At 63.2% G+C, this 19,933-nt stretch carries 16 protein-coding genes, 1 tRNA gene and 1 riboswitch; of the genes, 11 read left to right on the top strand and 6 right to left on the bottom strand.

Features of this window, described 5'->3' with window-relative positions:
• The first annotated feature begins 36 nt into the window (after positions 1-36).
• On the top strand, positions 37-939 hold the full coding sequence (locus LB551_RS20835) for a histone deacetylase (RefSeq protein WP_224660310.1): 903 nt from the start codon (positions 37-39) through the stop codon (positions 937-939).
• A 3-nt stretch (positions 940-942) separates the two neighbouring features.
• On the opposite strand, the gene LB551_RS20830 is transcribed toward LB551_RS20835, so the two are convergent.
• Positions 943-1,206 (bottom strand): DUF6460 domain-containing protein, encoded by a 264-nt coding sequence (locus LB551_RS20830; protein ID WP_140496599.1) that lies wholly within the window; start codon positions 1,204-1,206, stop codon positions 943-945.
• Positions 1,207-1,652: 446 nt separating this feature from the next.
• Here LB551_RS20830 and LB551_RS20825 point away from each other — a divergent pair, with 446 nt between their 5' ends.
• The 4 genes from LB551_RS20825 (at position 1,653) to LB551_RS20810 (ending at position 6,516) form a co-directional block, all read left to right on the top strand.
• Complete coding sequence (locus LB551_RS20825) at positions 1,653-2,681, top strand: glycosyltransferase family 2 protein (RefSeq protein ID WP_140552756.1); 1,029 nt, start codon at positions 1,653-1,655, stop codon at positions 2,679-2,681.
• Between the two features lie 69 nt (positions 2,682-2,750).
• Positions 2,751-4,241 carry a hypothetical protein gene (locus tag LB551_RS20820; protein ID WP_224660309.1) on the top strand — a complete coding sequence of 497 codons (1,491 nt, stop codon included), beginning with the start codon at positions 2,751-2,753 and terminating at the stop codon, positions 4,239-4,241.
• A gap of 201 nt (positions 4,242-4,442) precedes the next feature.
• Positions 4,443-6,335 (top strand): acyltransferase family protein, encoded by a 1,893-nt coding sequence (locus LB551_RS20815; protein ID WP_224660308.1) that lies wholly within the window; start codon positions 4,443-4,445, stop codon positions 6,333-6,335.
• Positions 6,336-6,442: 107 nt separating this feature from the next.
• A tRNA-Gly gene (locus tag LB551_RS20810) sits at positions 6,443-6,516 on the top strand.
• Positions 6,517-7,057: 541 nt separating this feature from the next.
• Here LB551_RS20810 and LB551_RS20805 read toward each other — a convergent pair.
• The gene (locus LB551_RS20805; RefSeq protein ID WP_224660307.1) at positions 7,058-8,047 is read right to left on the bottom strand and encodes a LysR family transcriptional regulator; all 990 of its coding nucleotides are present in this window, start codon (positions 8,045-8,047) and stop codon (positions 7,058-7,060) included.
• Between the two features lie 290 nt (positions 8,048-8,337).
• Here LB551_RS20805 and chvE point away from each other — a divergent pair, with 290 nt between their 5' ends.
• The 4 genes from chvE to araD1 all read left to right on the top strand — a co-directional run bounded on the left by chvE (position 8,338) and on the right by araD1 (position 13,520).
• Positions 8,338-9,408 carry a multiple monosaccharide ABC transporter substrate-binding protein gene (gene chvE / locus LB551_RS20800; protein WP_140496611.1) on the top strand — a complete coding sequence of 357 codons (1,071 nt, stop codon included), beginning with the start codon at positions 8,338-8,340 and terminating at the stop codon, positions 9,406-9,408.
• Between the two features lie 98 nt (positions 9,409-9,506).
• On the top strand, positions 9,507-11,039 hold the full coding sequence (gene mmsA, locus LB551_RS20795; RefSeq protein ID WP_224624998.1) for a multiple monosaccharide ABC transporter ATP-binding protein: 1,533 nt from the start codon (positions 9,507-9,509) through the stop codon (positions 11,037-11,039).
• Positions 11,036-12,328, top strand: coding sequence for a multiple monosaccharide ABC transporter permease (gene mmsB / locus LB551_RS20790; protein ID WP_140550026.1), 1,293 nt, complete (start codon positions 11,036-11,038; stop codon positions 12,326-12,328). The genes mmsA and mmsB overlap by 4 nt, the downstream gene beginning before the upstream one ends.
• Positions 12,329-12,527: 199 nt before the next feature.
• Positions 12,528-13,520, top strand: a complete 993-nt coding sequence (gene araD1 / locus LB551_RS20785; RefSeq protein ID WP_140550479.1) for an AraD1 family protein — start codon at positions 12,528-12,530, stop codon at positions 13,518-13,520.
• A gap of 48 nt (positions 13,521-13,568) precedes the next feature.
• On the opposite strand, the gene LB551_RS20780 is transcribed toward araD1, so the two are convergent.
• Both LB551_RS20780 and LB551_RS20775 read right to left on the bottom strand, forming a co-directional pair.
• Positions 13,569-14,342 (bottom strand): ABC transporter substrate-binding protein, encoded by a 774-nt coding sequence (locus LB551_RS20780; protein WP_140523972.1) that lies wholly within the window; start codon positions 14,340-14,342, stop codon positions 13,569-13,571.
• Positions 14,343-14,440: 98 nt separating this feature from the next.
• Positions 14,441-15,535, bottom strand: a complete 1,095-nt coding sequence (locus tag LB551_RS20775; protein ID WP_224660306.1) for a 2'-deoxycytidine 5'-triphosphate deaminase — start codon at positions 15,533-15,535, stop codon at positions 14,441-14,443.
• A gap of 77 nt (positions 15,536-15,612) precedes the next feature.
• Positions 15,613-15,690: riboswitch (SAM riboswitch) on the top strand.
• Positions 15,691-15,747: 57 nt separating this feature from the next.
• Here LB551_RS20775 and LB551_RS20770 point away from each other — a divergent pair.
• On the top strand, positions 15,748-16,938 hold the full coding sequence (locus LB551_RS20770; protein ID WP_224660305.1) for an O-succinylhomoserine sulfhydrylase: 1,191 nt from the start codon (positions 15,748-15,750) through the stop codon (positions 16,936-16,938).
• A gap of 22 nt (positions 16,939-16,960) precedes the next feature.
• Here the strand turns inward: LB551_RS20770 and LB551_RS20765 are convergent, their stop codons facing one another.
• On the bottom strand, positions 16,961-18,112 hold the full coding sequence (locus LB551_RS20765; RefSeq protein WP_224660304.1) for a ceramide glucosyltransferase: 1,152 nt from the start codon (positions 18,110-18,112) through the stop codon (positions 16,961-16,963).
• A 231-nt stretch (positions 18,113-18,343) separates the two neighbouring features.
• Here LB551_RS20765 and apaG point away from each other — a divergent pair, with 231 nt between their 5' ends.
• Positions 18,344-18,736 carry a Co2+/Mg2+ efflux protein ApaG gene (gene apaG / locus LB551_RS20760; RefSeq protein ID WP_140639917.1) on the top strand — a complete coding sequence of 131 codons (393 nt, stop codon included), beginning with the start codon at positions 18,344-18,346 and terminating at the stop codon, positions 18,734-18,736.
• 58 nt (positions 18,737-18,794) lie between these two features.
• Here apaG and LB551_RS20755 read toward each other — a convergent pair whose 3' ends face one another.
• Positions 18,795-19,826 (bottom strand): Hsp33 family molecular chaperone, encoded by a 1,032-nt coding sequence (locus LB551_RS20755; RefSeq protein ID WP_140550032.1) that lies wholly within the window; start codon positions 19,824-19,826, stop codon positions 18,795-18,797.
• Between the last annotated feature and the right edge of the window lie 107 nt (positions 19,827-19,933).

The following is a 19,933-nucleotide window of genomic DNA, read 5'->3' as shown; positions in this document are numbered from 1 at the left end:
AAATCCCGGTCTGGCGCGAGCCGCCGGATCCGGTTCATGCCCCTCCACATCGTCCATCACCCCGACTACGACGCCGGCTTCGCCGTCAACCATCGCTTTCCGATGAGCAAATATCCGCTACTGATGGAGGCTTTGCGCGTACGCGGACTGGCCGTGCAGGAGGCGCTCAGCATGCCGGAAGCAGCGCCGGCGCCATGGCTGAAGCTTGCCCATGCGGCTGACTATGTCGACCAGGTCATCAGCTGTTCGGTGCCGGAAAAGATCGAACGCGAGATCGGCTTTCCGGTCGGCCCGCGCGTTTCGCTGCGCGCCCAACTCGCCACCGGCGGGACCGTGCTGGCGGCCCGGCTGGCCTTGCGCCACGGCGTTGCCTGCAACACAGCCGGCGGCAGCCATCATGCGCGCCGCGCGCAAGGCGCGGGCTTCTGCACCTTCAACGACGTCGCCGTCGCTTCGCTGGTGCTGCTCGCCGAAGGCGCGGCCCGGAACATACTGGTGGTCGACCTGGATGTGCATCAGGGCGACGGCACGGCGGACATCCTGGCGGCCGATCCGCGCGTGTTCACCTTCTCCATGCATGGCGAGCGCAACTACCCCGCGCGCAAGATCGCCTCCGACCTCGATGTCGCACTGCCCGACGGCACGGGCGATGCCGCCTATCTCGAAAGGCTGGCCGCCATCTTGCCGGAGCTGTCCGCCCATGCGCGCTGGGACATCGTTTTCTACAATGCCGGTGTCGACGTCCATGCCGAAGACCGGCTCGGCAGGCTGGCGCTTTCAAACGACGGGCTTCGTGCCCGCGACGCCATGGTGATCGGTCACTTCCGCCCGCGCGGCATCGCGCTATGCGGCGTCATCGGCGGCGGCTATTCGACCGACGTAGCCGCGCTCGCGGCGCGCCATGCCATTCTGTTCGAGGCGGCGGCGGACTACGCCTGACCGCTATTTCCTGTAGTTGGCGATTCTGAGCAGGATGAACGCCGGAACCACGATCGCCGCACCCAGCAGAATATAACCCAGGAAGCGGTCGATGGCATGGAAGCCCAGATTCCAGAGATCCAGGAAGAATTTGCGGATGCCGTAGAGCACGTCCATCGGCGACCAGCCGAAGGCGGTCATGACGAGGCCGACGAGGAACGACACCACCAGCAACTTCAGGAGTACCCTGAGCGGGGTGTCGCCGAGAAAGCGCGTCAATGCGGACAAGACCTGTCTCCGGCTCTGATCGCCCCGATTCGGCGACAGGATGAGAAATACGCACTTGGCCGCCCCGCTTCAAGCCGGGCGGGCCGAGGCGCCGAACCCTGGCCGACAAAGCCTGTGACGGCCAGTCCGGCTCTGCCGGGGGTTTTCCTATTAGGATTTTTTTCCTTGACCGGGTGAAGGCAACTATGGTAGATATTCGGTTATGGTGCTGAGTTGCGCCAAGGGACCCGCCGCACCGGCGGGTTTTTCCGTTCAATGCTCCGTCAACAGCGCGCCGTCGAAGGCTCCGAAGGAACTCGTTAACGCGGATCGTGCCCTGACACCAAGCCGGCGACCACAGGCGCATGGCAGGCGAGCGGCCGGCGGCGGCGGCAGATCGCGGCCGGCTTATCTGTTTTCTAACCAATTGCCGCTATTGCCATTCCTGGAGCGGGAGCCAGGCTTTGATGGAAGCGGAAAAAATCGGCGCGCGCCGCGCGGTCATGCTTTCGGTTGTCGTGCCGTGCTATAACGAGCGGGACGGCGTGGCTGAGCTTCACCGACGCGTCACCGCCGCTTGCCTGGCGCAAAACCCTTCCTACGAGATCGTGCTCGTCATCGACGGGGCGACCGACGGCACCCGCGAGGCCGTTTTCGAACTGGCGCAAACGGACGACCATGTCGTCGCCATCGACCTTGCCCGCAACTATGGCCACCAGATCGCGCTGAGCGCGGGGCTGGAGTTCTGCCGGGGCCAGCGCATCCTCATTCTCGATGCCGACCTCCAGGATCCGCCTGAACTGCTCGGCGCGATGATGGCAAAGATGGATGAAGGCTTCGACGTCGTTTACGGTCAAAGGGTCAAGCGTGATGGCGAAGGCTGGTTCAAGCTGGCTTCCGCGTCGATGTTCTACCGGCTGCTGCGCCGGATGGTCGACGTCGAGATCGCGCCGGACACGGGTGATTTCAGGCTGATGAGCCGCCGCGCCCTCGACCATCTGAACGCCATGCCGGAGCGCTACAGGTTCATTCGCGGCATGGTGAGCTGGATCGGGCTGAGACAGGCCGCCTTCTCCTATGAGCGGCAACGGCGTTTCGCCGGCGCCACCCACTATCCGCTGAAGAAGATGGTTCTCCTGGCAGTCGACGCGATGACCAGCTTTTCCATCGCGCCGTTGCGGTTTGCCTCGCTTCTGGGAATGCTTTCCGGCGTGCTGGGGATGGTCGTGCTCGGCTATACGCTGCTCGAATGGTCGCTGGGAAACGTGCTGCCGGGCTGGACCAGCCTTGCCGCGATCATGCTGATCCTGGGTAGTGTTCAGCTTCTGGTGCTCGGCATATTCGGCGAATATCTCGGCCGGATGTACATGGAGACGAAGCGGCGGCCGCTCTATTTCGTCAACGAGATCGTTTCGCGAAGCGATGTGGCCGTCGAAAACCAGGACCTGCCTGTTCACCGCCTCCAGGAAATGGTGAAGAGAGCCGCGCGTGGCTAAGGCGACGATCGACTGGCCGCAACGGGACCTCTCGACCGGAACGAACGCGAAATGGTCGGGAGCCGCGACATGAATCAGGCCACGGCAATCGCGATGGCTACGCCGTCGCTCGAAGACGCACAGCGCAGCAGACTATTGTTCTGTCTTTTCTGCGCCTGCACCGTTGTCTACGTGCTGATGAGGCATGCCAACTCCCTGCTTCTGGATCCCGACAGCTGGTGGCAGGTGAAGGTTGGGCTCGATTTCCTGGCGAACCGGACATTTCCGACCGTCGACCCCTATTCCTATACCTTCAACGGCCAGCCCTGGATCGCCAAGGAATGGCTGGGGCAGGTGCTTCTGGCCCTCGCCTATGGCGCCGGAGGCTGGAATGGCGTCGTCACGCTGATCATCGCCACGATCGGCCTGACAGTCTTCCTGATGGGATGGTTCCTCAGCGCATGGCTGAAGCCGGTATTAGCGGTAGTGCTGGCTTTCGTCACGGCTTTCCTCGTGGCCCCGATCTATACGGCGCGCCCCCACGTCTTCACTTTGCCGATCATCGTCATTTGGACGGCAATGCTGTTTCGCGCGGCGCAGGACGAAAGAGCGCCATCCCCGTGGCTGCTCGCGCTCGTCGTGTTGTGGGCGAACCTGCATGCCACATTCACCTTGAGCTTCGTCATCGCCGGCTTTGCCGGTCTGTATCTCCTGTCGCGAACAGGCCTGTCGAAACCGGTTCTCCTGGCGAAATGGATCGCGTTCGGCCTGCTTTGCCCAGTGGTCAGCCTGGTCCATCCCTATGGCGTCAAGGCCATCCTGGCGACGCTTACCGTCGCCTATGGCAACGAGGCGGTGCCGCTTATCCTGGAGTGGCGGCCCTTCAACGCTCAGGAAGAGCTCATCAAGGAAGCTGTGATGCTGCTGGCGCTTTTCGGGCTGTTGGTGTCACGGCTGCGGATCGGCTGGGCCAAGGCGCTGTTCATCGTCTTCACCTTGCATGCCTTTCTCAGCCATCAGCGGTTCATGTACCTGTTCTTCCTGCTGGTTCCGTTGGTGATCATGGTTGAGGTCGCACAGCAATATCCCGCACTTTCAGCCGCCACCTGGCTGGCGCAAAAGCGCGACGGATTGGAAAAATTCTGCGCCAGGCATTACTACGCGATCTCGGGCGCGGTGGCCGTCCTGCTGATCGGCGCGGTCTCGGTCCTCGGCAGTGTCCAACAGATCGCGCCGAGCCCGAAGACGTCCGCCAGCGGAGCGCTCGCCTTCGCAAGGGATCAGCACCTGTCCGGCAACGTGCTGAATTCCTACAATTTCGGCGGCACGCTGATCTTCCACGGGATCAAGACCTACATCGACGGCAGGACGGACCAGCTGTTCCTGGACGGGTTCACGAAAACCGACGACGCGACCGGACACAGTGACGGCAAACCGCTGCTCGAGGCCCGGCTGAAGAAATACGCCATAGGCTGGGCGCTGCTGGCGGCCGGCGACACCCGCATTCCCTTCTTCGAGGAATTGGGCTGGAAGCGGGCCTACGCGGACGACTACGCCGTGATCTACCTGCCCGGCGCCTGATCTGCGGCGCCGGCCCAAACCGGCTTCAGCCCTCCAGCATTCGCCTTGACACCGATGTTGCGGTGCAGCAAATTGTACCAGAGAGGACGAACAAGTGGGACCGAGAACCAAGGTTTTCTCGCATCGCCGTAACGCCGCAGCATGGGCCGGTGTACCGGGTGCGCCGCGACTGCCGCCGGCCACGGCGCGCGAACCGGTCGCATGAATTACAGGCGCGACATCGACGGCCTGCGGGCCATAGCGGTGCTGCCTGTCGTCCTCTTCCATTTCGGCTTGTCCGCCATCCCGGGCGGCTTCACCGGCGTCGACATCTTCTTCGTCATATCGGGCTATCTGATCAGCGGCAGCCTGCTCGACGATCTCGAACGCGGCCAGTTCTCGATCGGCCGCTTCTATTGGCGCCGCGCGCGGCGTATCCTGCCGGCGCTGACCTTCGTCATCGTGCTTGCAAGCATTGCCGCCTGGTTCATCCTTTTGCCGTCGGACCTGCACGAATTCAGCCTCAGCGTCATCGCGGCCTCGACCTTCTGGTCGAACATCTATTTCTGGAAGACGACGAACTATTTCTCGATCGACGCCGAACTGCGGCCGCTGCTGCACACATGGTCGCTCTCGGTCGAAGAGCAATATTACATCTTCGCGCCGATACTGGTGTACCTGATCTATCGCTATGCCTCGAAACGCTGGCTGACGATATTGCTGCCGATCGCGATCGGCAGTTTTGCCCTGGCGGTCATGGCGACCTCGATGGCGCCCACGGCGGGTTTCTACCTGTTGCCGACACGCATCTGGGAACTGGCGCTGGGGGCCATGCTGATGCTGAGAAAGCCGCCGGCACTTGCCAGCCGGCCGGCGATGGAACTGATCGGCCTCGCCGGCTTTGCCATGATCGCCTTCGGCTTCGTCACGATTTCGGAGAGCGATCCGTTTCCGGGCTACAATGCCTTGTTCCCCTGCATCGGCACCGCCCTGCTCATCTATGCCGGCCACGACAGGGCGGGCGAACAGCGGCCGGCAACCATCGCCACGCGGGTGTTGCAGTTCGCCCCGCTGGTCTGGATCGGCCTCATTTCCTATTCGCTCTACCTCGTTCACTGGCCGATCAATTCCTTCGTCCATTACGTTTCGCTGAAAGCCATCGGCGTGCCGACGATCATCGCCATGACCGTGGCGAGCTTCGCCCTGGCGACGTTCTCGTGGAAATATGTCGAGCAGCCGTTTCGGCGGAAACGGGCCTACACCGCGCCGCTGCCCATCTTCGCCTTTTCGGCGACGGCTATCGTCCTGCTCTGTGCCGGCGGCGTGGCCGGGGCGCTCGGCAACGGTTTTCCGCAGCGCTTCCCGGACTTTTCAACGGAACGGATCCAGGTTGGCGACTGGCGCAACGGCATCTGCTTCAACGAAGGCTCGAACCGGATCGAGGACTGGAACCTTGCCGCCTGCACCCGAACAAGCGGCTTTGCCACCAATGTGCTGTTGTGGGGCGATTCCTTCGCCGCCCACTATGTCTCGGGACTTGAAGCCAATGCCCAGAAAATCCAGGCCAACGTCATCCAATACACCTATGCCGGCTGCCCCCCGGATCTGACCTATTTTTCCTATGCCCGGCCTGCCTGTACCGACTTCAACGAACGGGCCCTGTCGATCATCCGCGAAGCCAACATTCAGGCGGTGGTCCTGAGCGGCCGATGGACCGACTACGAGGTCAGGGGCTTCGGCGGTCTCCAGAAGACGATCGACCGGCTTCGCCAGATGGGCGTCAAGGTCTACGTCATCGGCCAATCTCCCGAATTCATCGCCGACGTCCAGAAAATCGCCTTCTTCGCAAGACGAGGAGATGCCGCGAACATGTCCTGGCCGATGGCCATGGATCCGGACATCAACAAGCGGGTGCTGCCTTTCGTCAAAGGCGCTGACTTCATAGACCCGCTGACATATCTGTGCGACGCCGCCGGCTGCTCGTATGCCGATGCCGGCAACAAGCAATTTCTCTATTTCGATTATGGTCACTTCTCTTCCGCGGGCGCAGCACTCGCCATCTCGAAATACTGGCCGAGCTTTGCCGCCGGCACCGAGATCGCGAAAGTGAAATAGCAGACAGAACCGGCGTGCGGCACGCTGACCGCTGGAAGGTAGCGTGTGGAAAGCGAGCCGCTTTGCGATTGCCCGATGGCCAGCCCTCATGGTAACGAGGCTGCTGCGCGGGTATGATGTAATGGTAGCCTGTCAGCTTCCCAAGCTGAACGCGCGGGTTCGATTCCCGCTACCCGCTCCAGCGTGCAACGCAAGGGCTACGGCCAGGCCAAGCCGCTTCAACTATCGGTTTCGTGCGCAATTCCGGGAAAACCGCTCAAGCCGTTTTCCCGGCATGGCTTCAGAGCCAGACCCAGACGCGCCTGCGCCAGCAGCGGACACGACGGCGGCCGCGGCGCCAATAGCTACGGCAGACCCTGCGCCAGACGCGGCGACGCCTACGGCGTCCATAGGGACGATGCCACCGGCGATGCGAGATCTGCTCCACCTCGGCTTGATCGTCTCCTTCGAAGACGGCCCCATCCGCCCTGTCGAGGTCGTCCTTGTCGAGCTCGTCAAGGATTCCGTTGCCGTTCGGGACCCCGGCAACTGCTCTGCCGGGCCTGGCCAGGCCTGCAAAAGCAACTGCTCCCGCGACGCCAAGCATTCCAGTAAGAAACAACCGACGTTCCATCAAAATCTCCCGAGTTGTTTGCCATCGGCGTATCGTTCCCCAGCTCAAAACGAGCCCCAGCGCGAACGCCGACTGGCCTTTGAACGCACTTACCTGGTTTTTGTTCCGGTCACCCCACTTCGCGCAGGATGAAGTCATGCAGCATCTTCGCCGCCGGCGACAGCGCGCGGTTCTTCACCGTGATCAGGCTGTAAGGCCGGACCTCGATGTCGAATTCGGTCTGGACGACATCGATGGCGCCGGCCAGCCCCTCGGGATTCTGGATGAATTTCGCCACCTGGACCGAGACAGGCGCGATGGCGTCGGAGTGCGCGACCATGACCAGGGTCAGGAGCAGCGAGCTGGTGTTGAGGATGCGGTCCGGCAGCGCGATGTTGCGGTTCAGGAAATTGCTCTCCATGGCCTGGCGCAGCGGCGAGCCGCCGGACTGGAAAACCCAGTCATAGGCCGCGGTTTCCTCCAACCGCACCGCCTTGCCCTCGGTCAGCGGATGGCCCCGGCGCACGATCAGGCAGGCTTTCTCGACGCCGATGACACGGGACTCGAACAGCCGCGGGTTGAGATCGTCGGGGATGCGCGCGATGATGAAGTCATGGCGCGATGCGATCAGCTCGCGCGCCAGCACGTTGGAGGTCTCGACCTGCATGGTGATCTCGATGCGCGGGTAGATGCGGCGGATTTCCCGGATCGCCGGCACCGCGAGCTCGATCGCGGGCGCCGTCACCGCACCAAGGAACACCGAGCCGCCCTTGCCCGCCTTGAGTTCGGAGAGCTCGCGATCGACCTCGCGCATCTCCAGCAGGATGGAGCGCGCGCGCCTGGCCAACGCCTTGCCATAGGGCGTCAAGGTGACGCCGCGCGGCAGCCTTTCGCAGAGCGTGACGTCCAGCACGGCTTCCATCTCGGCGATCATGCGCGAGGCCGCCGGCTGTGAGATATTCATGACCTGCGCGGCGGAGCTGACCCGGCCGTGATCGTCCAGTGCTACGATCATGCGCATATGGCGCAGGCTGAGGCCGCTGCGCAGCAGGGTCTCGCCGTCACCGGGGAGCACCTCGTAACCTTCTGAAATCCCACCAGGATTGCGCAACGTTGCCATGGATTTCCCTTCGCTCCCAATGCCCCTTGAGTTCAGCCTCAACGTATACCAGTTTCGGTATAGCAATCATCAAAGATCGCATTTGACAGTTATGGCAAAGGGACACACCCTTCGCGCGTCCTGGGGCGTGCCAGTCGATGACGAGGAAAATCGTGTCGGTTGAAATCAGTCCCAGGGCCGATTGGGAGGATACCGGAGATCGATAGACGACAGCGGCGCTTGCGCTCCTGCTCGCCTGCGCGGCCCGCGAAGCCCCGAGGTGTCGCGTCCATCAACCAGGGAGAGTAATTGTGAAGATCATCAAGACGCTGGCCGCCGTCGCGGCCCTTGGCATCGCTGCCATGACCTATTCGGCGCACGCCGCCGACAAGGGTCTCGTCGGCGTGCTGATGCCCACCAAGACCTCGCAGCGCTGGATCAACGACGGCGACGCCGTCAAGTCCCAGCTCGAGGCTTTGGGCTATACGGTCGACCTGCAATATGCGCAGGACGACATCCCCAACCAGCTCAGCCAGCTGGAAAACGAAATCACCAAGGGTCCGAAGGCGCTGATCATCGCCTCGATCGACGGCACCACCCTGTCGGATGCGCTGCAGAAGGCCGCTGACGCCGGCGTCGTCGTCGTCGCCTATGACCGCCTGATCAAGAAGACGCCCAATGTCGACTACTACACCACGTTCGACAATTTCGGCGTCGGCGTGATCCAGGCGAATTCACTGGTGAAGGGCCTCAAGGAGCGCTTCCCGAATACCAAGCCGTGGAACGTCGAGCTGTTCGGCGGCTCACCCGACGACAACAACGCCTTCTTCTTCTACAACGGCGCGATTTCCGTGCTGCAGCCGCTGATCGACGACGGTTCGATCAAGATCAAGTCCGGCCAGACCGGCATGGACAAGGTCGGCACGCTGCGCTGGCTCGCTGCCACCGCCCAGGCTCGCATGGACAATCTGCTGTCGGCCAACTACTCGGACGGCAGCCGCGTCGATGGCGTTCTGTCGCCCTATGACGGCCTGTCGCGCGGCATCACCGCCTCGCTGCGCGCCGTCGGTTACGGCACGGAAGCCCAGCCGTGGCCGATCGTGACCGGCCAGGACGCCGAGACCGCCTCGGTGAAGCTGATCATCTCGGGCGAGCAGTACTCGACCGTGTTCAAGGACACCCGCGAACTGGCCAAGGCCACCGTCGAGCTCGTCGACAAGGTGCTCTCGGGCGGCAAGCCGGAAGGCCTCGACACCAAGACCTACAACAACGACGTCAAGGTCGTTCCCTCGATCCTGCTGACGCCGCATGAGGTCGACAAGTCGAACTACCAGGCTCTGGTCGTCGACTCCGGCTACATCAAGGCCGACGAACTGAAGTAAATTCGGTTTTATAGCCAGGGGTCCTGCGCAACGCAGGGCCCCTTTTCGTTCACCAGCGACCCCGGTATTGTTGCGGGTCTCGCAGGAGCACTTTTACCATGGCCTCGACGATTTTGGAGATGCAGGACATCACCAAGACGTTTCCCGGCGTCAAGGCGCTGTCGAACGTGAACCTTCGGGTCGAGGAAGGCGAGATCCATGCCGTGGTCGGCGAGAACGGCGCCGGCAAATCGACGCTGATGAAGGTGCTGTCTGGCGTCTATCCCTCCGGCACCTATGACGGCCAGATCATCTTTCAGGGCCAGGAATGCCAATTCAAAGGCATTCATGACAGCGAGCGCAAGGGCATCGTCATCATCCACCAGGAGCTTGCGCTGGTGCCGATGCTGTCGATCGCCGAAAATATCTTCCTCGGCAACGAACACGCCCGATACGGCGTCATAGACTGGAATGCCAACGAGGCGCGCACCAGCGCCTTGCTGAAGAAGGTGGGCCTCAAGGAGGACCCCAAGACACTGATCACCAATATCGGTGTCGGCAAGCAGCAGCTGGTCGAGATCGCCAAGGCGCTGAGCAAGGAGGTCAAGCTCCTGATCCTCGACGAGCCGACGGCGTCGCTCAGCGAGAAGGACAGCCAGGCGCTGCTCGACCTTCTGCTCGAATTCAAGCGACAAGGCATGACCTCGATCCTGATCTCGCACAAGCTCAACGAGGTGAACCGGGTCGCCGACAAGGTGACCGTCATCCGCGACGGGCGAACCATCGAGACGCTGTCCAGGAAGGACATCTCGGAAGACCGCATCATCACCTCGATGGTCGGCCGTTCGCTCGACGACCGCTATCCGCCGCGCGAGCCTGCTATCGGCGAGGTCGTCTTCGAAGTGAAGAACTGGTCGGTCTTTCACCCGCTCCATGCCGAGCGGCAGGTGATCAAGGGCATCGACATCAATGTGCGCAAGGGCGAGGTGGTCGGCATTGCCGGGCTGATGGGCGCCGGGCGAACCGAATTCGCCATGAGCCTGTTCGGCCGCTCCTATGGGCGCCGCATCACCGGCGAGGTGCTGCTCAAGGGCAAGCCGATCGACGTCTCCTCGGTGAGCAGGGCGGTCGAACACGGCATTGCCTATGTGACCGAGGATCGCAAGACTTACGGCCTCAATCTCATCGACCACATCAAGCACAACATTACGCTGGCCAATCTCGGCGGCGTGTCGCGCCACAGCGTGATCGACGATTTGCGCGAGCTTGCCGTCGCCAACGACTATCGCAAGCAGACCAACATCCGCGCCTCCAGCGTCTATCAGATGACCGGCAATCTTTCCGGCGGCAACCAGCAGAAGGTGGTGCTGTCGAAATGGCTGTTCGCCGACCCGGAAGTGCTGATCCTGGACGAGCCGACGCGCGGCATCGATGTCGGCGCCAAATATGAAATCTACACGATCATCGCGCGCCTCGCCGCCGAAGGTAAGGCGATCGTGGTCATCTCGTCGGAAATGCCCGAACTGCTCGGCATCACCGACCGCATCTATGTCATGAACGAAGGCCGCATCGTCGGCGAAATGCCCGCGGCGGACGCAAGCCAAGAAAGAATAATGCGCGCCATCGTTCGGGGAGAAGGAAAAGCAGCATGAGCACGGAAAGCGCCCCCGCCCCGCAGAGCAACGTCGCCGAAGATGTCGGGCAGCGTCCACGCATCGCCGTATCGGCGCTGGCGACGAACCTGCGCGAATACGGCCTGATCCTGGCGCTGATCGCCATCATGGTGTTCTTCCAGTTCACCACTTCGGGAACGCTGTTCAAGCCGGTGAACCTGAGCAATCTGGTGCAGCAGAACTCCTTCATCATCGTGATGGCGCTCGGCATGCTGCTGGTCATCGTGTCGGGCCATATCGACCTCAGCGTGGGGTCCGTGGCGGGCTTCATCGGGGCGCTGGCGGCGATGATGATGGTGATCTGGCCTCTCGGCATATTCAGCAACCCGCTGGTGGTTTCCATCGTCTGCCTGATCGTGGGCGGCCTGATCGGCGCGGCGCAAGGCTACTGGATCGCCTACCACCGAATACCGAGCTTCATCGTGACGCTGGCCGGCATGCTGATCTTCCGCGGCATCTGCCAGGCGCTGCTCGGCGGCGGATCTTCGGTCGGGCCGCTGCCGCCCGAGTTCAAGGCGCTCAGCTCCGGCTTCATTCCAGATGTCATCGGACCGCTGACGCTGATCCCGCCAACGGTGAATGCAGCCGGCAAGACGATTATGGGCAGCGGCCTGACGCTGCACATGACGACGATCGTGCTGGGCCTGGTCGCCGTGCTGGCCTACGCCTATTTCGGGCTGCGGACGCGACGCAAACGCGAACGCCACGGCTATGAGGCCGAGCCCTTTACCCTGTTCGTCATCAAGACGCTGGTCGGCAGCGCGCTGGCGCTGTTCCTGGTCTACCAGTTCGCCAGCTACCGGGGCCTGCCGGTGGTGCTGCTCGTCATGGGCCTGCTGATCTCGCTGTTCGTCTTCGTCACCAAGCGCATGACGATCGGCCGGCGCATCTATGCGATGGGCGGCAATGCCAAGGCCGCGCAGCTGTCGGGCATCAAGACCGAGCGCCTGACGCTCTACGTGTTCGTCAATATGGGCGTGCTGTCGGCGCTTGGCGGCCTGATCATCGCGGCGCGCCTTGGCCAAGCCGTGCCGGCGGCAGGCCTCGGCAGCGAGCTCGACGTCATCGCCGCGGTGTTCATCGGCGGCGCCTCGGCGATGGGCGGCGTCGGTCAGGTCATCGGCGCGGTGGTCGGCGGCTTCATCATGGGCGTGATGAACAACGGCATGTCGATCATGGGCGTCAATGTCGACTGGCAGCAAGTGGTCAAGGGCCTGGTGCTGCTCGGCGCCGTTATCTTCGACGTCTACAACAAGAACAAGGCCTGAACAGGCTTCAGGCGAGGCAAGCAGGAGGCATACGGTCGCGGCGTTGCCGGCAATTCGCCGGCTTGAAGAAGTCCTTCAGGGACCGGGCTCGCGAGCGCAATCCGGACGAAGAGTTCAACCCGTGGCACGGCTAGTCCGAGCCGCGCAGGTCAGGGTTTGCCAGAAGGCAGCCATGCCAAGATATGAGAGAGGACTGATCATGCTGATCTCGCAGATTCTCGACGACGCCGAGACCATCCGTGTCGTTGCCCGCACGGGCGGCAAGACCCGGATCATCAACGGCGCGCGCAGCGTCTATTCGCTGGCGATGGAAGCCGCTCGTACCGGCGTCGGCCTTGCCGCGCTGATCGAACGCAAGGGGCTCGGCGAGACCGTCGATCTCGACGCCGCCTACAAGAAGGGGCGGCTGCTGTCGCCGATCAATCATCCCGATCCGGCGCATCTGCATCTGACCGGCACGGGGCTGACGCATCTCGGCTCGGCGGCGACGCGCGATTCCATGCACAAGAAGCTCAGCACCGACGGCGAGGAGCAGCTCACCGATTCCATGAAGATGTTCCGCATGGGGCTGGAAGGCGGCAAACCCGCGAAAGGCCAGATCGGGGTGCAGCCGGAATGGTTCTACAAGGGCAATGGCACGATGGCCGTGGCGCCGGGTGCCGCGCTCCTGTCACCGGCCTTCGCCAAGGACGCCGGCGAGGAGCCCGAGGTTGCCGGCATCTATGTCATCGGCGACGACGGCGCGCCGTTCCGGGTCGGCTTCACGCTGTCGAACGAATTTTCCGACCATGTGACCGAACGCGTGAACTACCTCTTCCTCGCCCATTCCAAGCTGCGCAACGCCTCCTTCGGACCGGAGATCCTGGTCGGCGACCTGCCCGCCGACATCAGGGGCTCCTCGCGCATCTGGCGCGACAGCAAGTTGATGTGGGAAAAGCCGTTCCTGTCGGGCGAAGCGAACATGTCGCACACCATCGCCAATCTCGAACACCACCATTTCAAATATTCGGCTTTCCGCCAGCCAGGCGACGTGCATGTGCACATGTTCGGCACCGCGACCCTGTCCTTCGCCGACGGCATCAAGACCGAAGCCGGCGACGTGTTCGAGATCGAGGCCGGGGATTTCGGCCTGCCGCTGCGCAACCCGCTCGAAATCGAAAAGCCGGTGAAGGTGGCGGTGAAGGCGCTGTGAGATGAGCGCGATCTCCTCCCTGGTGGGAGGAGATCGGCAGCTTCCATCTCAATAAATATCGAAGTCGAAATACTTGTCCTGGATCTTCTTGTAGGTGCCGTCGGCGACGATGGCGTCGATGGCTGCGTTGAGCTTGTCGCGCAGCGCCGTATCCTCGAGACGCACGGCAATGCCGGCTTCGGTCTCGGTGCCCTTGACGTCGCCGACCATCTTGCAGCAACCGTCGCTCGCCTTCTTCATCCAGTCCATCAGCACGAACTTGTCGGAAAGGACGGCATCGAGGCGGCCGTTCTGGAGATCGGTGATTGCCTCTTCCTGGGTGGGATAGAGCTTCGCTTCGGCGCCGGCCTTGCCATAGACGTCCTGGGCGTAGTTGGCCTGCGTGGTCGCCGCCTGGGCGCCGACCGTCTTGCCGGCGAGCGCCGCCGGTTCGGTCGAGGCGATGTCGCTGTCCTTCAAGGCGACGAGCGACAGCGGCGTCGTATAGTATTTGTGGGTGAACGCGACCTGCTTCTTGCGCTCCTCGGTGATGCTCATCGAAGCGATGATGGCGTCGAATTTCTTGGCCTGCAGCGCCGGGATGATGCCGTCCCAGTCCTGGGTGACGATCTCGCATTCGACCTTCATCTGCGCGCACAAGGCGTTGGCGATGTCGATGTCGAAGCCCTCGACCTTGCCGTCGGGCGTGATGGTGTTGAACGGCGGGTAGGCGCCCTCGGTGCCGATCTTGATTTTCTCCGCCGCATGCGCCGACAGGGCGCCGGCACCAAGCGTCAGCATGGCGGCGGCCGCCGCCGATATGATCCATTTCGAAATCTGCATTTTCATTCCCCTTGAGCACCGCCACGTCGGCGGCCGGCGAGGCAGCCAAGCATGGCGGGCCGGCGCAGGCAAGTATCTTGCCTGACGGTGTTGAGCGTTCAGGATGCGGCGCGAAAGTGCTTGGACAGCTTCAGGCCCTGCGCCTGGTAGTTGGAGCCGAGCTCGGTGCCGTAAAGCGCCTGCGGCCGCTTCAGCATATGCTCGTAGACCAGCCGGCCGACGATCTGGCCATGATCGAGGATGAACGGCACCTCATGGCTGCGCACTTCGAGCACGGCGCGGCTGCCGGTGCCGCCGGCCGCCGAGTGGCCGAAGCCCGGATCGAAGAAGCCGGCATAGTGGACACGGAACTCGCCCACCAGGGGATCGAAGGGCGTCATTTCGGCCGCGTAGAGCGGCGGCACATGCACCGCTTCCTGGCTGACGAGGATGTAGAACTCGTCGGGATCGAGCACCAGCTCGCCGGCGCCGCTCTTGTGGATCGGCTCCCAGAAGTCGACGATCTCCTGCGCCGCGCGCTTGTCGACATCGACGAGGCCGGTATGGTGCTTGCCGCGATAGCCGACCAGCCCGTCACTGTCGCCGTTGAGATCGATCGACAATGCGATGCCGCCGCCGGAGATGTTCGGCGGTTCGGTGGCGACCAGCATTTCGGCCCGGTGCAATTGATGCAACTCTGCTTCCGAGAGCAGCGCATTGCCGGTGCGGAAGCGTATCTGCGAAAGGCGCGAGCCGGCGCGTACGACGATCGGGAAGGTGCGCGGGCTGACTTCAAGATAGAGCGGACCGTGATAGCCGGCGGCGATCTTGTCGAACTCGTGGCCGCGATCGGTCATCACGCGGGTGAAGATATCGAGCCGCCCGGTCGAGCTCTTGGGATTGGCGGACGCCGAAATTTCCGTCGGCAGCGCCAGGCTTTCGAGCAGGGGCACGATGTAGACGCAACCGGTTTCCAGAACAGCGCCGTCGGCCAGGCTGATCTCGTGCAGCTTCAGCCGGTCGAGTTTTTCACTGACCTTGTGGTTGGGACCCGGCAGGAAGGACGCGCGCACCCGCCACGCCTTGTCGCCGAGCCTCAGATCAAGGCTGGCCGGCTGGATCTGGTCGGCGTCGAGCGCACGCGACGACTTCAGCGCGCCGGACTGGAACAGCGCCGCAATGTCCTGATCGGGAAGAATTCCTGTCTGCCGCAAAGTCTGGCTCCGCTCTGCTGGTACAAATCTCTTAATGAAGCCGGCAATTGACGCAAGCGTGGCGCGGGTCTAAAGGGTCGTTATCCCGTGGTGATTTGGCCGGTCGGCTTGCAGCCACGTTAAACAAGTCGCTAAAGGACCGTCGGGCCGCAAGGCCGTATGGACCGGTTGCGACTTTTTCGCGGCCGGTTTTTTTGTGTTTGGATAGGACGATGACGAGCAAGACGCGCAACTGGAAGCCTCAGACCGCACTCGTGCATGGCGGGACCCTGCGTTCCGGCTTCGGTGAAACCTCCGAGGCGATATACCTGACCCAGGGTTATGTCTATGAGACGGCCCAAGCCGCCGAAGCCCGCTTCAAGGGGGAGCAACCCGGCTTCATCTATTCGCGCTACGCCAATCCGACAGTCGACATGTTCGAGAAGCGCATGTGCGCGCTCGAAGGCGCCGAGGACGCGCGCGCCACCGCGTCCGGCATGGCGGCGGTGACGGCAGCCCTCCTGTGCAGTGTCAAGGCCGGCGATCATATCGTTGCGGCGCGCGCGCTGTTCGGCTCCTGCCGCTGGGTGGTCGAGACGCTGGCGCCGCGTTACGGCATCGAGGCGACGCTGGTCGACGGCACCGACATCGCCAACTGGGAAAAGGCGGTGCGGCCCAATACCAAGCTGTTTTTCCTGGAAAGCCCGACCAACCCGACGCTTGAGGTGGTGGACATATCAGCCGTCGCTTCGCTTGCCAATTCGATCGGCGCGCGGCTGGTCGTGGACAATGTCTTCGCCACGCCGCTGCAGCAGAAGCCGTTGCAGCTCGGCGCGCATGTCGTGGTCTATTCGGCGACCAAGCACATCGATGGCCAGGGCCGCTGTCTCGGCGGCGTCATCCTGTCGGACAAGAAGTGGATCGACGAGAACCTGCACGATTATTTCCGCCATACCGGCCCCAGCCTGTCGCCGTTCAACGCCTGGACGCTGCTCAAGGGCCTGGAAACGCTGCCGCTGCGCGTGCGCCAGCAGACGGAAAGCGCCGGCAAGATCGCCGATTTCCTGGCCGAGCAGCCGGAGATCGCCCGCGTCATCTATCCCGGCCGCGCCGACCATCCGCAGGCCGATATCGTCAAGAAGCAGATGTCGGGCGGCTCCACCCTGATCTGCTTTGACGTCAAGAGCGGCAAGCAGGGTGCCTTCGCCTTGCAGAACGCGCTCGACATCGTCCTGATCTCGAACAATCTCGGCGACGCCAAAAGCCTGATCACCCATCCGGCGACGACGACGCACAAGAACCTCAGCGACGAAGCGCGCGCCGAGCTCGGCATCGGACCCGGCACGCTCAGGCTGTCGGTCGGGCTGGAAGATACCGACGACCTGCTGGACGACATCGCGCAGGCGTTGAAGGCCGCGAAATAGAGGGCGAACTCAACCGCCGACATCAAGCGCGCGACGGCGTCTCTTCGAGCTCGGCCGCCTTGGTGCCGATGGTCATGGCGTTGCCGCGCCAGTCGACGGCCCCGCCCAGCCAACCGCGCACCCAGATCGCGGGCAACATCAGGTCGCGTGCGATCATCGAGGCGACGATGCGCGGCGACAGATACCAGCCCTTTGCCGAGGCGAGCATGCATTCCGGCAGATAGGCGAGCGCCAGCACGCAAAGCGCTGTCATGGGCAGGCTGACGCCGGCGCTGGCCGCGGCGATCAGCGCCAGCACGAGCGGGGCCGCCACGCCGGTCAGGATCTCGGGGGCGAAGAACAGCGGGAAGGTGACGCGGCGCAGGCGCGCCCAGCGGGCCTGGCGCGACCAGATCTCGCCCGGCATGCGCCACCCGAGCGGCTGCTCGAACGGCGACGCGACGAGATTGACGCGCAGGCACAGCCTGTTGACCAGTTTGGTCGACGCGGCATCCTCCGCGATCTCGGCGGCGAGCGCACGGATGCCGCCATTGGCGTCGAGCATCTGCTTGTTCCACAACATGCTTTTGCCCTGGGCAAAGCCGAGGCCAAGCGCCTCGCCGGCATATTGCCAGCGCGCCTGCAGCGTGTTGAGGAAGGCGCATTCGACTTCTGCCCAGAAACCGTCAGGGCGTGAACCGATCGGCGTCGAGCAAACCAGGCCGGTGTCCCGCCGCCATGCCGCCATCAGGTGCTGGACGTAGTCTTTCGGCATCAGCACGTTGGAATCGGCGAGAATGACCCAGTCGTGGCGCGCAGCCTCCCAGCCCTTGACGCAATTGTTCAGTTTCGGGTTGGCGCTGATGCGGTCGTCGCCGGTGAGCAGGCGTGCCGGTACGGCTGGAAAGCGGGCGATGGCGGCGCGGATCGGCTTGACCGCGGGGTCGTCGGCATGGGCGACACAGAAGATCAGTTCGTAGCGCGGCCAGTCGAGCGAGAAAGCGCGCTCAAGCGTCTCATGGGTAAACGGCTCGACGCCGCGCGCCGGGATGACGATCGACACAGGCAGCGGCTTGCCCGCCGGCGGCGCGATGGCGGCGCGCCGTTTCAGGCGCGAGCAGGCGAGCAGGATGCTGGCGAGATTTGAGGCGATGAGAGCGATCGAAAGCGAGCCGGTTATGAGAGCGAGTTCCATCGATATCCGGTCACTCCAGAAAAACCGGCCCGCTTGGCCGCCGTTTTCGACAGTTCGACAGAGCGCCCGAGTCGCCCGGCATTGCTGGCGCACACCATCATTGTCATGTGTCACTCAAATGACATTGTTTGTCGGCACTGCCCCCTGGAGGTGGCAACTCGGACGCGCACGGTTGATCGAACCGCAAAGAGCGTCGAATGTTCCACACCGGATGTGTTTTTGGAGCCGCTCATGTACCGCGCCGTCACGCGCAACATCGAAGTGCAGGTCAGGCCGTTCTATCTCGAGGACCGCTCGGATCCTACGGAAAACCGCTATGTCTGGGGTTACCAGATAACAATCGACAACCAGTCCGACGAATTCGTGCAGCTGTTGTCGCGCTATTGGCACATAACCGACGGCGCGGGCCGCGTCGAGGAAGTGCGAGGCGCCGGCGTGGTCGGCGACCAGCCCGAACTCAATCCCGGCGACAGCTACCAATACACGTCGGGCTGTCCGCTCTCGACGCCGTCGGGGATCATGGTCGGCCACTACACCATGCGCAACGAGCGGGGCGAGACATTCGACATCGCCATCCCCGCGTTTTCGCTGGATCTGCCAGGGACGAGGCGAACGGTGAATTAGCGAAAGCGGCGGCGACAGCCTCTTTCTCCCCGTTACTATACGGGGAGAAGGAAGCACTTCACTGCGCCGCAAACTCGGCCGGGTCGAAGTCATATTGCGTCGAGCAGAACTCGCAGGCGACGTGGATGCCACCGTCCTCGGTGCTGTCCTTGATCTCCTGCGCGGAGAAGCCCTCGAGGATGCCGCGGATCTTGTCGCGGGAGCATGAGCACTGGTCGGCGACGGGAACGCCGCCGAAGACGCGCACGCCATGCTCGTGGAACAGACGGTAGAGCAGCCGCTCGGCGCCGATGGTCGGATCGATCAGTTCGGTCGGCTCGATGGTGCCGAGCAGCGCCAGCAATTCCTGCCAGGAATTGTCTGTGGGATCGTGGATCTCCTCGCGCGGATCGCCATCCCCGCCGGGCAGGTCAGGAACGCGCATGCGCTCGGAGGCCTGCGGCAGGAACTGCGCCAGGATGCCGCCCGCCCGCCACTGCTCGCGCGCCCCGCCGGGGCCGGGCGTCAAAAGCTTTGCGACGGAAAGCCGGAGATCGGTCGGGATCTGCTCCGACTGGCGGAAATAGGTGCGCGCGGCCTCTTCCAGGGTCTCGCCGTCGAGCTGGACGATGCCCTGGTAGCGCTGCGTGTGAGCACCTTGGTCGATGGTCAGCGCCAGCACACCGTTGCCGAGCAGCGTTTGCTGCGAAGTCTCGCCGGCCGCAATCAGCGCCTCCAGCCGGTCGGCATCGAAGCGCGCATAGGCACGCAGCGCCGAGGGCGTGGAAAAATCCGCGACCAGCATGTCGACAGGCCCGTCGGTGCGGGTCTGCAGGATGAACTTGCCCTCGAACTTGAGCGAGGTGCCTAGCAGCACCGTCAGCACACAGGCTTCCGCGAGCAGCCGGGCGACCGGCTCGGGATAATCATGGCGGCCAAGGATCGCATCGAGCATCGGCCCGAGCTGAACGGTGCGGCCGCGCACATCGAGCGGGCCGACCTCGAAGGGCACGACGTGATCATCGCCGGCGTAACCGAATTCGCCGAGTTTGGGGTGATGTTCAGCCACTTGATGGGTTTCCAGCATGACAAAGCTCCAGGGCGCGGCCATGCCGCCCTTTGGGGAGCAGGCGTCTAAACGCGCTTGATTTGCGTGATGCCGCGCAGATAGGCATCGCGCCTCCGGAGATCAAGTTCCCCGGCACGTCAAGCGCCAAG

It is taken from the genome of Mesorhizobium sp. BR1-1-2, assembly GCF_020165435.1.
GTDB lineage: Bacteria > Pseudomonadota > Alphaproteobacteria > Rhizobiales > Rhizobiaceae > Mesorhizobium.
Note: the sequence above shows the minus strand (reverse complement) of the source record. Positions and strands in the feature narration are given on the sequence as shown.